Below are 12,277 nucleotides of genomic sequence, written 5' to 3'. Positions count from 1 at the left end.
ATTTCAAATCTCTTGGATCGGTTCAGGCCGCCACAAACGCCTCAAGCCCCGCCAGCCGCATGGCCGGTTCGGGCGAGGGCACGGCGCGCGGTTTCGATTGCGCCACGGCCTTGGCGATCGCGGCGATATGCGCTGGTGTCGAACCGCAGCACCCGCCGAGGATGTTGACCTGCCCGTGATCGGCCCAGTCGGCGACCAGTCCGGCGGTGGTCTCCGGCGCCTCGTCATAGGCGCCAAGTTCGTTGGGCAGGCCCGCATTGGGGTAGATCAGCAGCAGCGTGTCCGCGATCTGCGAGAGCACCTTCACATGCGGGCGCAGCTGCTCCGCACCGAAGCTGCAATTAAGGCCGATCGTCAGCGGCTTGGCGTGGCGCACCGCATACCAGAACGCCTCGACCGTGTGGCCCGACAGGTTGCGGCCCGACAGGTCGGTCAGCGTCATCGAGATCATCAGCGGGATGTCGCGCCCGCTCCCGCGCTCGAGCTGCTTGACCGCCATGATCCCGGCCTTGGCGTTGAGGGTATCGAACACGGTTTCGATCAGGATGAAGTCGACCCCGCCTTCAACCAGCGCGGCGGCCTGTTCCTTGTAGACCGCGACGAGTTCGTCGAAGTCGATCTCACGGAAACCCGGATCCTCGACATCGGGGCTGAGCGACAGCGTCTTGTTGGTCGGCCCGATTGCTCCCGCGACAAAGCGCGAGCGGCCATCCTTGGCAGCGTATTCGTCGGCCAGAGCGCGGGCGATCTTGCCGCTCGCGATGTTGATGTCGGCGACCAGACTTTCCGCCTTGTAGTCCGCCTGGCTGATGCGGTTGGCAGAGAAGGTGTTGGTCGAAACCACATCCGATCCCGCGTCGAGGTAGGCGCGGGTAATGTCCGCGATCACATCGGGGCGGGTCAGCGCGAGGATATCATTGTTGCCCTTCTGGTCGGCGGGCAGACCAAGATCGCCGGCGTAATCGGCCTCGGTCAGCTTGCGGTTCTGGATCTGCGTCCCAAACGCGCCGTCGAAGATCAGCACGCGTTGGCGCGCGGCGGCGAGCAGCTGGTCACGCGCGCTCATGCGGCTTCTCCCGAGGGTCGCTTCCCGAGCAGGTGGCAGATCGCATAGGCGAGCTCGGGGCGATTGAGGGTGTAGAAGTGGAAATCGCGCACCCCGCCTGCGTAGAGGCGGCGGCACAGCTCGGCAGCGACTGTTGCAGCGACCAGCTGGCGCGCCGCGGGCATGGCGTCGAGCCCTTCGAACAGCCCGTCCATCCACGCCGGGATCGCCGCTCCGCAGGCCGAGGCGAACTTGCGCGCCTGCGCGACGTTGGTCACGGGCAGGATGCCGGGGAGGATCGGCGCGTCGATTCCGGCCGCCGCGCATTCGTCGCGAAAGCGGAAGAAGGTGTCGGCCGAGAAGAAGAACTGGCTGATCGCACGGCTCGCGCCCGCGTCGAGCTTGCGCTTGAGGTTATCGATATCGGCCTGACGATTGGCTGCATCGGGGTGGGTTTCGGGATAGGCGGCGACCGAAATCTCGAACGGCGCGATCGCCTTCAGGCCCGCGACCAGCTCGGCAGCGCTGGCATAGCCTTCGGGGTGCGGAGTGAAGGGCGCGCCCGGCTCGCCAGCGTCGCCGCGGAGCGCGACGATGTGGCGCACGCCCGCTTCCCAGTAATGTTCGGCGACCTCGCGGATTTCCGCCTTCGACGCCGCGACGCAGGTGAGGTGCGCGGCGGCAGGCAGCTTGGCTTCGGCGATGATCCGCGCGACCGTGGCATGGGTGCGCTCGCGGGTCGAACCGCCCGCGCCGTAGGTGACCGAAACAAAGCTCGGCCCCAGCGGCTTCAACTGGGTGACGGCATCCCACAGCTGGGCTTCCATCTTCTCGCTCTTGGGCGGGAAGAATTCGAAGCTCACCGCGACATCGCCCGGCAGGCCGGAGAACAACGGCGCGTCGGTGGCGGTGCGGTATTCGTGGAGCTGGCTCAGCGTCGGGGTCATTACGCGGTTTCCGTGGCAGGCGCGGGGGTTGAGGCGGCAGCGGGCGCGGCGCGGCGCTTGCCGAGCCAGATCTTGACCACCAACGCCCCGCCATCGAGCGCGATCGGGGCGGTGGCCGCAAAGCCTGCCGCGCGCAGCAGATCGGCCATCTGGCGATCGGAAAAGCCGAGCCGCGCGTGCTGGTGGCGGGTGCGCAGCTCTTCGCGGTCATGGCTGGCGAAATCGACGATCGCGATGCCTCCACCCGTTCGGGTCACGCGCGCCGCCTCGGCCAGCGCGGGGGCCGGATCGGTGGCAAAGTGCAGCACCTGATGCAGCAGCACCGTATCGAAGCTCGCATCGGCGAATGGCAGCTCGGCGAAATCGCCCTGCACCAGCTCGATCCGCGCGGCGGGCAAGTGCTGGAGCTTGGCGCGGGCGACACGCAGCATTTCGAGGTTCTTGTCGAGTGCCACGACCCGTTCGGCACCCTCGGCGAAGAGTTCGGCCATGCGGCCCGTGCCGGTGCCGATATCGAGCACCGCGCCCAGCGGCGCATCGGCCAGCGCCTTGGCGAGCGCGTGCTCCACCTCGGCATCGGGGCTGTGCAGCGCGCGCAGTTCGTCCCATTCGCCAGCGTGGCGGGCGAAATAGTGTCCGGCCGCTGCCTCGCGCGCTTCACGGATCGCGGCGAGTTTGCGCCGATCAGCCTCGACCAGCGCGGCAAAGCCGGGTTCGGTCTGTTCGGCCACGGCGAGGAGGTGCTGGGTCGCGGCGATGATCGGGCTGGTGTCGCCATCGGCCTCGGTCTGGCGCAGGAACACCCAGCTGCCTTCGCGGCGGCGTTCGGCCAGCCCCGCATCGCACAGGATGCCAACATGGCGCGACACGCGCGGCTGGCTCTGCCCGAGCACCTGCGCCAGTTCCCCCACCGCCAGCTCCATCGCGGAGAGCAGCCGGGCGATACGCAGCCGGGTCGGATCGCCCAGCGCCTTGAAGATGTCCTCGATCACCATTGCGAGGCATCATATAAAGATATTTTTATATGTGTAAATCGCCCGCTTGCATCAGCGCGCGAAAATCAGCCTAGTGCCCACCTAGCCAAAGGCAATCGGTGCCGCACCGCTGCCGGGGCTGAAGCGGTAGGTCCGCGCGGGCGTTGCGGCTTCGGCGTTGTAGCGCGCCACGGCATCGGCAATCGCGTCGCCGGCATCGGCATCGCTCACCGCGACAAGGCAGCCGCCAAACCCGGCGCCGGTGAGCCGCACCCCGCCCGATGCGCCGAGCGCAGTGCCGACCAGTGCGGCAATGCGGTCGAGCGCGGGGAGCGAAACCGCGAAATCCTCCGCCAGCGAGCGGTGCCCTTCGGTGAGCACACCCGCAAGCGCAGCAGTATCGCCCGCAGCCAGCGCATCGGCCATTGGCGCGACTCGCGCGATTTCGGCGACCACGTGCCGCGCCCGCGCGAACAGCACATCATCCAGATCGCCGCGCCCGGCATTCAAAGCATCCACTGTCAGATCACGCAGGCTCGCCACCCCGTAATGCCGCGCCGCCGCCTCGCATTCGGCGCGGCGCTGGTTGAAGGCGCTGGTCACGAGGCTGCGGCGGATACCAGAATCGATCACCGTGATGGCGAGGCCCGGATGCACCGGCACGCTGCGGGTTTCGAGCGTGCGGCAATCGAGCAGCAGCGCCGACCCCGCTGCGCTCGCGGCCGAGGCCATCTGGTCCATGATCCCGCAGGCACAGCCGGCAAAGTGGTTCTCCGCTGCCTGCGCGATCAGCGCGAGCTGCGATGCGGGCACGGCATGGCCCGCGTGGTGCGACAGCGAAAGCGCCGCCGCCACCCCGAACGAGGCTGACGAGGAAAGGCCCGCCCCGATCGGCACATCGCCCGCGGCCGCCATCCGCGCGCCGCGCAGGGGGTAGCCACGCTCCTGAAGGAAATGCGCCACGCCGCGCACATGGTTCGCCCATTCCTCGCCCCCGCGCGCAATCGGCGCATCGAGCGCGAAGCTGTCGCGCGCGCCATCTCCCATATCGAGCGCCGTGACTTCGACCCGCGCCTCAGGCCCATCGCCCAGCGCGACGATGGTTTCACGGTCGATCGCGCAGGGCAGCACCAGCCCGTCGTTGTAATCGACATGCTCGCCGATCAGGTTGACCCGTCCGGGCGCGGCATAGAGCTGCGCCGGGTCTTCGCCATAGGCTTGGCGGTATCCCGCGATCACGCGGGCGATCAGATCGTCACGGCGGCTCATGCACGGCTCCGGAAGTGGGTCGTCGCATCAACCGCACGCAGCATTTCGGCGGCGCGTTCGGGGGTCAGATCGCGCTGCGGCTCGGCCAGCATCTCGTAGCCGACCATGAATTTGCGAACGCTCGCCGAGCGCAGCAACGGCGGGTAGAAATGGGCGTGGAGCTGCCAGGGGTCGATATCGGGCATGCCGAAAGGCGCCTGATGCCAGCCCATCGAATAGGGAAAGCTGGTTTCGAAGAGATTGTCGTAGCGGGTGGTGAGCGTCTTGAGGATTTGCGCGAGGCTTTCCCGCTGCCCGCCGGTCAGCTGCGGCAGGCGCTGGACGGCAAAGCGCGGCATCACCAGCGTTTCGAACGGCCAGGCCGCCCAGAAGGGGACGATGGCGAGCCAGTCGTCATTGGCCTCGACCACCCGAACGCCTTCGGCCGCCTCGCGCTCGGCCACGTCGAGCAGGAGCGGGCGGCCATGCTCCGCAATATAGGCACGCTGGCGCTCGTCCTCTGCGGCGACTTCCTGCGGGACATGCGCGCTCGCCCACACCTGCCCGTGCGGATGCGGGTTCGAACATCCCATCATCGCGCCCTTGTTCTCGAACACCTGCACATGGGCAAAGCGCGCACCGAGGTCGGCAGTCTGCTCCGCCCAGCAATCGACCACGCCGCGCAGCTGCGCGAGGTCAAGCTGCGGCAGGGACTTGCCATGATCGGGCGAGAAGCAGATCACCCGGCACACGCCCGCCGAAGGCTCGGCGCGGAGCAAGGGATCCGCCGCTGCCGCCTCGCCCGCATCATCGGCCAGCGCAGGGAAGTCGTTATCGAACACGTGGACGCCGGTATAAGCCGGGTTCACCTCGCCGCCCACGCGGGCATTGCCGGGGCACAGGTAGCACGCCGGATCATAGGCCGGGGGTGGCGGATCGGGGGGGCTGACCTCGCCCTGCCACGGGCGCCCCATGCGCTGCGGCGAGACCTGCACCCAGCCGCCGCTGAGCGGGTTGTAGCGCCGGTGAGGGCGGGCCAGCGCGTCGCTCACCGCGAACCACCCTCAAGCGCGGCGAACACCTTGCGCGGCGCAAATTGCGCCCGCCCGCCCAGCACCAGCCGGTTGAACGCGAGCGCCGCGATCACGCTCGTCACCAGCGTAACCACCATGAAGTCGATATAGTGCAGGCCAATCACGCCGCCAGGCTGCCACAGGAAGGTATAGGCGGCGTAGATCGCAAATCCCCACACCACCCCGACAATCGCCGCGCGGCTCTCGACGCCGGTGAACAGCAGCCCGACGATAAAGGCCGACAGGATCGGCATCGAGGATAGCCCGTTCAATTGCTGGAGCAGGTTGATGATGCTCTTGGCGCTCGCGAACATCGGCACCAGCGCGATGGCGATAACGGTCAGCAGCGCGGTGGCGATGCTCGACAGCCGCCAGTGGTTGGCAACCGGGGCGATGAACTTGGCGTGGAAATCGACCGCATAAAGCCCGACTGCGGCGTTCATCACTGCGGCCGTGTGGGCGATCACGGCAGCTGCGATGGCGGCGGCGAACACGCCCGACAGCCACGGCGGCAGCACCGCGCCGACCAGCCGGCCGTAAGCCGCATCGTCGATATCGCCGAACAGCTGGTAGGCGACCACGCCGGGGATCACCACGATCGCGGGGATGATCAGGATGCGAACCACTGCCGCCGCCAGCACGCCCTTCTGCGCCTCGCGCACGCTGGGCGCGGCCATCGCCTTCTGAGTGATCGGCTGGTTGGTCGACCAGTAATAGATCTGGATGAACACCATGCCGGTAAACAGCGTGTGGAACGGGATCGGCGAATCTGCCGCGCCGATCATCGTCAGCCGTTCGGCCGGGACGCCGCGCGCGATGTCCCAGTCGACCGCGCCGAGCGCGAGGATCACGATCAGCACCGCAATCGCCAGCACCCCGATCCCGGCATAAGTCTCCATCACCGCCACCGCGCGCAGCCCCCCCGCCATGGTGTAGCCCGCTGCGATCACTCCGAGAAACGCCGCCAAGACCACCAACGGCAAATCGAAGCCCGCCGTCTTGAGGAACAGCGCGCCGGAGTAGAGCCCGGCAGGAATGTAGATCAGCACCATCCCGAACAGGAACAGCGCCGAGACCAGCGTGCGGATGCCCCCGCCGCCGTAACGCTGCTCGAGCAGCTCGGTCACAGTCGTCACGCCGGACCGGTAGTAGATCGGCACGAACACGAAGGCGAGGATCAGCAGGCCGATGAAGCCGCTGATCTCCCACCACGCCAGCAGCAGCATCTGGTTGCCGTTCATCCCCACCAGCTGATCGGTCGAGAGGTTGGTGAGCGTGATCGCGCCCGCCACGAACAGCCAGTTGAGCTTGCCGCCCGCCAGATAGACGTCCTTTTCCGACCCGTCGTGCTTGTCGCGGCGGATGGTCAGCCAGGTCACCAGACCGATGGCGATGGTCACCCCAAGAGCCACGGCGATCTGGATCAGGCTCCCACCTGTCAGGTCTTCGGACATTTGCGCGCTTTCCCCTCTCGTTTTGCGCGGTTACAGCGCATTGGCGGGCGGCGGACAAGCCCGCAGGCCGGATCATCACCGGCGCTTGGGGACGGGAGAGGGGTTCGCGTGGAATTCGTCAGGCTGGACGGCGCAGCGGTGACGCTGGTGTTCGCGCTCGAACAGGGCGGGACGGCGGACTGCGTCTACCTCGGCGCGCGCCTGCCGGAAGGCGAGGATCTCGGCGCTCTGGCCGCAGCGAGTGCGCGCGGGCGGCATGAAAGCCAACCCGATGTGCCCCCTAGGCCGGGCCTGCTGCCCGAACGCAAGGCGGGGTGGAGCGGAACGCCTGCGCTCCGGCTTATAGATCATGCCAACCCGCTGGCAGGCGAAGTGGCGACCGATTTCCGGGTGAGCCAGTGGGATGCGAGCGCGCGCGAACTCTGGATTGGTTGGCAAGACGCGAGGCTCGGCATCCATGTCGATCGGTGGTGGCGCATCCGTGCAGGCGATGTCGTCAGGGTCAGTTGCGACATCAGTAATCACGGCGAAGGGAACTTCACGCTCGACGATCAGCCCGCACTCGTGTTGCCGATCCCGGCGCGCTTCACCGGCCTTACGACATTCTCGGGCCGCTGGGCCGGCGAGATGCGCGAGACCCGCCGCACCATGGCGCCCGATGGCTATGCGTCGCAATCCGGCATCGGCAAGCCCGGCTTCGGCGGCGGGAACTGGCTCATACTCGATGATCCTCAGGCAGGCGAGGTATTGGCCGCGCACCTCGCGTGCAGCGGCGATTACAGCACGCGCATTGATTGCGACACGAAAGGGCAGGGCGATGGGCGCGGCGTGCTGCAAATGGCTCGTGGTGGATCAGGAAACGGGATCAGCCTGCTGTCAGGCACCGACCTCGATCAAGCCGAAGCAGTGTTCGCGCTGGCGCCGGATCGCAGCGCGCTCGCGCAGGGTTTCCATGAATACCTGCGCGCCGAGGTGCTGCCTGCCCGCAAGGACTGGGGTCCGCGCAAGGTCCACCTCAATTCATGGGAGGCGCTCGGCTTCAACCTCTCCGAACCCGGCCTGATCGCCTTGGCCGAGGATGCCGCGTCGCTGGGCATCGAACGCTTTGTGCTCGACGATGGCTGGTTCGGTGGGCGGCGCAACGACCAGACGAGTCTCGGCGACTGGTTCGTCTCGCCTGATGTGTTTCCGAACGGCCTCGCCCCGCTGATCGCCCGCCTCCACGACCTCGGCATGGATTTCGGCCTTTGGGTGGAACCGGAAATGGTCTCGCCCGACAGCGACCTATATCGCGCGCACCCCGATTGGTGCCTGCACGTCGAAGGCCGCGAACGCCCGACGATGCGCGGCCAGCTGGCGCTCGACATGAGCTGTCAGGACGTGCGCGACTACCTCTTCGGCCGGATTGACGCGCTGCTGCAAGAATACCCGATCGCTTACCTCAAGTGGGATCACAACCGCGACCTCTTCCCCTCAACCCCGTGCCAGACCGAGGGGTACTATGCCCTCCTCGATGCCTTGCGCGCCGCGCACCCCCGAGTGGAGATCGAAAGCTGTTCGAGCGGCGGGGGGCGGATCGATTTCGGCGTGCTCCGCCGCGTCCACCGCGTCTGGCCGAGCGACAACAACGATACGATCGAGCGCCTGCGGATCATCTCCGCGTGGAGCCAGTTCCTCCCCCTCGAAGTGCTCGGCAGCCATGTCGGCCCCTCGCCCAATCCGATCACCGGCCGCCGCCTTGCGATGGACTTCCGCGCCAAGGTGGCGATGTTCGGGCACATGGGGGTCGAGGCCGATCCTGCGCGCATGACCGAAAAGGAGCGCGAGACCCTCGCCGCGCATATCGCGCTCTACAAGCAATGGCGCGGGGTGCTGCACAGCGGCGCGCTCCACCGCCTCGCGCATCCTGATCCCGACGTTACCGGCATGATGGTGGTGCATCAGGGCAAGGCGCTGGCGCTGGTAGCGCAGACCGCTTTCTCGCCCGTGTTCGATGCCGCGCCGGTGCGTCTCTCGGGCCTCGACCCCGCCGCCCGCTACCGTGTGACCCTGCCCGAGCCCTGGCCGCCGCGCGCAAGGCACTACCTCGCCAACCCCGACGCATGGCGCGCAGGGCTGACGCTTTCGGGCGCGGCGTTGATGGGCCAAGGCCTTGCGCTCCCCCTCACCCACCCCGAAACCGCGTGGCTGATCGCGCTGGAGAAACTGTCGTGAAGCTCGGCTGCTGCTACTATCCCGAACACTGGCCTGAGGAATGGTGGGCCGAAGATGCGCGCCGCATGGCCGCGATGGGCCTCTCGCTCGTGCGCATCGGCGAATTCGCGTGGAGCCGCATCGAGCCCGAGCCCGGCCACTACGACTGGGGCTGGCTCGACCGCGCCATAGAAACCCTGCACGCGGCCGGCCTCAAGGTGATCCTCGGCACGCCGACGGCCACCCCGCCCAAGTGGCTGGTCGACCGGATGCCCGACATGGTCGCCATCGACGAACAGGGCCGCCCGCGCGGTTTCGGCTCGCGGCGGCATTACTGCTTCAGCCACGAGGATTATCGCGCCGAGTGCCGCCGGATCGTCACCGCGCTGGCCGAACGATACGGCCGCCACCCCGCCATCGCCATGTGGCAGACCGATAACGAATATGGCTGCCACGACACCGTGCTGAGCTTCTCGGCTGCGGCGGCGAGCGCCTTCCGGGGCTGGCTGGCGGCGCGCTACGGCACCCCGGAGGCGCTCAATGCGGCGTGGGGCAACGTGTTCTGGAGCATGGAATATCGCTCCTTCGCCGAGGTCGATCCGCCGCACCTCACGGTCACCGAAGCGAACCCCGCGCACTGGCTCGACTATCGCCGCTTCGCGTCCGATCAGGTCGCAAGCTTCAACCGCGAACAGGTCGATATCATCCGCGCCCACTCGCCCGGCGTCGACATCACCCACAACTTCATGGGCTTCTTCACCGAATTCGATCACCACGATGTCGGCCGCGATATCGATGTGGCGACGTGGGATTCCTATCCGCTGGGCTTCCTCGAACAGTTCTGGTTCTCGAAGGAGGAAAAAGCCGCTTACCTGCGCCAGGGCCACCCCGATATCGCGGCCTTCCACCACGACCTTTATCGCGGCTGTTCGAATGGTCGCTGGGGGGTGATGGAGCAGCAGCCCGGACCGGTGAACTGGGCGCGCTTCAACCCCGCACCGCTCCCCGGAATGGTGGCGCTGTGGACGCTCGAGGCCTGCGCCCACGGGGCGGAGCTGACGAGCTATTTCCGCTGGCGGCAGGCGCCTTTCGCGCAGGAGCAGTTGCACGCTGGATTGCTGCGGCCCGATAGCAGCGAGGCCGAAGCGGCAGACGAAGTGCGCGCGGCGGCTTCGACGCTTCGGGAGATCGGCCCGCAGGTTGCCGCCAAGGCGCCTGTCGCGCTGGTGTTCTCCTATGAGGCGGCTTGGGTGATCGGTATCCAGCCGCAGGGGCAAAGCTTCCGCTATCTCGAACTGGTGTTCGAGGCTTACTCGGCGCTGCGTCAGAAGGGCCTCGACGTCGATATTGTGGCGCCTGCGGCTGACCTGTCGGGATACCGCATGGTCGTGGTGCCGACGCTCCCCATCGTGCCCGAAGGCTTCGCGGCAAAGCTCGCCGCGCTCGATTGCCCGGTGCTCTTGGGGCCGCGCTCGGGCAGCAAGACGCAAAGCTTCTGCATCCCCGAAGGCCTCGCGCCGGGGGCCCTGCGCGATCTGACCGGTGTCACCGTCACCCGGGTCGAGAGCCTGCGCGACGGTGTGACCGAACCGGCGGACGGCTTTGCCGTCACCCGCTGGCGCGAGGATGTGGCGAGCGACCTCGTCCCCGAACTCACCGACAAAGAAGACCGCGGCGTCGCTTTCCTACATGGGCATGTGCGCTATTGTGCGATCTGGCCCGACCGCGCGCTGCTTGGGCTGCTGATCGAGCGCATGGCGAGTGAGGCCGATGTGCCGCTACTCGACCTTCCCGAAGGCATCCGCGTGCGGCGCACCGCGAGCAAGCGCTTTACGTTCAACTATGGTGCCGAACCGGTTTTCGTGCCCCATCTAGGGGCCACCTTGCCCCCCGCCAGCTGGCACTTAGCCCCCCCTTAGACCCCTGCTTGACCCCGTCTAGACCCCCTCCAGCAGCCGCCGATAATGCGATTCCAGCGTCTCGCTGCCGTATTCCGGGGTGAGTTCGGCGGAGTATTCACCCGTCGCCGGGTCGAGCACCAGCATGCTCTCGGTCGCGTAATAGCGTGCGATGCGGGCATATTCGGCCTTCTCGGCAAACCAGCCGGAAAAGGGCGCGCCAAGCGCCAGAATGCGCTCCGCCCAGTCGAAGATCCGGGGTGAAACCGACCGGAAGCGCGGCGGCTTGTCCGCCACCCTGAACAGCAATTCTCCCTGTTCTTGCAAGGAGATAGCAGGCCCCGGACCACCGATCGGAAGGATGCGGCCCAAGGCATCGGGATTGCCGATGCACCCCGCGATGAAGCGCGCCAGATCACCGTCGCTGATCGGCTTGCAGCGGGTCAGATTGCCGTCGCCAAAGATCAGGAACGGCTTGCCCGCCGCGACCCTTTTTACCTGTCCGGACAAGGACTTGAAGAAGGCGGTGGGGCGGATGATGGTATAGCCGATCCCGCTCTCTGCCAGCTCCGCCTCGAACTTCAGCTTGGCGTGCTGGAAGGCCAGCAGCGGCTTCTGAACGCAGATTGCCGAGAGCAGGATGAACTGCCCCGCCCCTGCCGCCTGCGCCGCCTGAAGCAGTGCCGCATTGGCTGCGTAATCAACGGCTTGTGCATCCCTCGGCGCGCCGCTGCGCGAAGCAATGCAGGAGATCACCACCTCTGGACGCGCCTCGGCCATGACCGCTGCCAGCTTCGCGCCATCGGCAAGCGCGTTGCGCGGGACCGACGTCACACTGTGCCCTTCGGCTTCAAGCTGGCGCAGAACCGCCTGCCCGATCGTGCCGGTGGCACCCGCAAGGGCGATGCGGCGCGGGGTAAGTGCGGGTTGGCTCATGCCCTCACCCTAACCGCCCTGCAGCCAGAGCGCAAAAGTGCGAGTTGCCGCTTGCCCCTCCCACCGCCAGCCTTTCCCGCAGACGCTGGGGAGAGGCGCCGCATATGCAGGACCCGTATATCTATGTCGTGATCGTCAGCGCGCTGGCGCTGCTGGCCTATTACTTCACGCTGCTGAAGGCCGGCATCGCGCGGGTGCAGTTCAAGGTGCCAGCCCCCTCGCACGACGGGCCGGAGGAATATGTCCGCCACGTGCGCGCGCATCACAACACGCTTGAACATCTGGTGCTGTTCCTGCCCGGCATGTGGCTGTTCACCTACGCGGTGAGCCCGCTGTGGGCGGCGGCGATCGGCATCATCTGGCCACCGATGCGGGTGCTCTATGCTATCGGCTATCACAAGGCGGCGGAGAAGCGCCTGCTGCCGCTCTATTTCTCGATGCCGGTGATCTATATCTTCGTGCTCGGCTCGCTCATCGGCGGGATCGTGAAGCTGGTTCAGGGAGCATAG

Annotated in this window: 10 protein-coding genes; 3 read left to right on the top strand and 7 right to left on the bottom strand. The window is 67.1% G+C overall.

The features are described 5' to 3' along the window. Positions 1–22 precede the first annotated feature (22 nt). The 6 genes from BG023_RS04335 to BG023_RS04310 all read right to left on the bottom strand — a co-directional run bounded on the left by BG023_RS04335 (position 23) and on the right by BG023_RS04310 (position 6,741). The gene (locus tag BG023_RS04335) at positions 23–1,066 is read right to left on the bottom strand and encodes a homocysteine S-methyltransferase family protein (protein WP_069309373.1); all 1,044 of its coding nucleotides are present in this window, start codon (positions 1,064–1,066) and stop codon (positions 23–25) included. After that, positions 1,063–1,992, bottom strand: coding sequence for a methylenetetrahydrofolate reductase [NAD(P)H] (gene metF, locus BG023_RS04330; RefSeq protein WP_069309372.1), 930 nt, complete (start codon positions 1,990–1,992; stop codon positions 1,063–1,065). Before metF ends, BG023_RS04335 begins: the two co-directional genes overlap by 4 nt. Next, positions 1,992–2,987 (bottom strand): ArsR/SmtB family transcription factor, encoded by a 996-nt coding sequence (locus tag BG023_RS04325; RefSeq protein ID WP_069309371.1) that lies wholly within the window; start codon positions 2,985–2,987, stop codon positions 1,992–1,994. Before BG023_RS04325 ends, metF begins: the two co-directional genes overlap by 1 nt. An 81-nt stretch (positions 2,988–3,068) precedes the next feature. Then, positions 3,069–4,235 carry a galactokinase gene (gene galK / locus BG023_RS04320; RefSeq protein WP_069309370.1) on the bottom strand — a complete coding sequence of 389 codons (1,167 nt, stop codon included), beginning with the start codon at positions 4,233–4,235 and terminating at the stop codon, positions 3,069–3,071. After that, entirely contained in the window at positions 4,232–5,266 is a 1,035-nt protein-coding gene (locus BG023_RS04315) for a UDP-glucose--hexose-1-phosphate uridylyltransferase (RefSeq protein ID WP_069309369.1), read from the bottom strand. Before BG023_RS04315 ends, galK begins: the two co-directional genes overlap by 4 nt. Next, positions 5,263–6,741, bottom strand: a complete 1,479-nt coding sequence (locus tag BG023_RS04310) for a sodium:solute symporter family transporter (protein WP_069309368.1) — start codon at positions 6,739–6,741, stop codon at positions 5,263–5,265. The genes BG023_RS04315 and BG023_RS04310 overlap by 4 nt, the downstream gene beginning before the upstream one ends. A 108-nt stretch (positions 6,742–6,849) precedes the next feature. On the opposite strand from BG023_RS04310, the gene BG023_RS14670 reads away from it, so the two are divergent. Together BG023_RS14670 and BG023_RS04300 are read left to right on the top strand one after the other, a co-directional pair. Continuing rightward, positions 6,850–8,955, top strand: coding sequence for an alpha-galactosidase (locus tag BG023_RS14670; protein WP_069309367.1), 2,106 nt, complete (start codon positions 6,850–6,852; stop codon positions 8,953–8,955). Beyond that, on the top strand, positions 8,925–10,853 hold the full coding sequence (locus BG023_RS04300; RefSeq protein ID WP_233993074.1) for a beta-galactosidase: 1,929 nt from the start codon (positions 8,925–8,927) through the stop codon (positions 10,851–10,853). Before BG023_RS14670 ends, BG023_RS04300 begins: the two co-directional genes overlap by 31 nt. 18 nt (positions 10,854–10,871) lie before the next feature. On the opposite strand, the gene BG023_RS04295 is transcribed toward BG023_RS04300, so the two are convergent. Further along, the gene (locus BG023_RS04295) at positions 10,872–11,768 is read right to left on the bottom strand and encodes an NAD(P)H-binding protein (protein WP_069309365.1); all 897 of its coding nucleotides are present in this window, start codon (positions 11,766–11,768) and stop codon (positions 10,872–10,874) included. Between the two features lie 104 nt (positions 11,769–11,872). Between BG023_RS04295 and BG023_RS04290 the strand changes: the two genes are divergently transcribed. After that, positions 11,873–12,277: an MAPEG family protein gene (locus tag BG023_RS04290; RefSeq protein WP_069309364.1), complete on the top strand. Its 405-nt coding sequence runs from the start codon at positions 11,873–11,875 to the stop codon at positions 12,275–12,277.

The sequence above is a fragment of the Porphyrobacter sp. LM 6 genome, assembly GCF_001720465.1.
In the GTDB taxonomy this organism is placed as follows: domain Bacteria; phylum Pseudomonadota; class Alphaproteobacteria; order Sphingomonadales; family Sphingomonadaceae; genus Erythrobacter.
This window is presented reverse-complemented; position numbering and strand designations above follow the sequence as displayed.

Coding starts and splice junctions, on each gene's coding strand:
- BG023_RS04335 (WP_069309373.1), bottom strand. CDS start 1,066: ATGAGCGCGCGTGACCAGCTGCTCGCCGCCGCGCGCCAACGCGTGCTG.
- metF (WP_069309372.1), bottom strand. CDS start 1,992: ATGACCCCGACGCTGAGCCAGCTCCACGAATACCGCACCGCCACCGAC.
- BG023_RS04325 (WP_069309371.1), bottom strand. CDS start 2,987: ATGGTGATCGAGGACATCTTCAAGGCGCTGGGCGATCCGACCCGGCTG.
- galK (WP_069309370.1), bottom strand. CDS start 4,235: ATGAGCCGCCGTGACGATCTGATCGCCCGCGTGATCGCGGGATACCGC.
- BG023_RS04310 (WP_069309368.1), bottom strand. CDS start 6,741: ATGTCCGAAGACCTGACAGGTGGGAGCCTGATCCAGATCGCCGTGGCT.
- BG023_RS04295 (WP_069309365.1), bottom strand. CDS start 11,768: ATGAGCCAACCCGCACTTACCCCGCGCCGCATCGCCCTTGCGGGTGCC.
- BG023_RS04290 (WP_069309364.1), top strand. CDS start 11,873: ATGCAGGACCCGTATATCTATGTCGTGATCGTCAGCGCGCTGGCGCTG.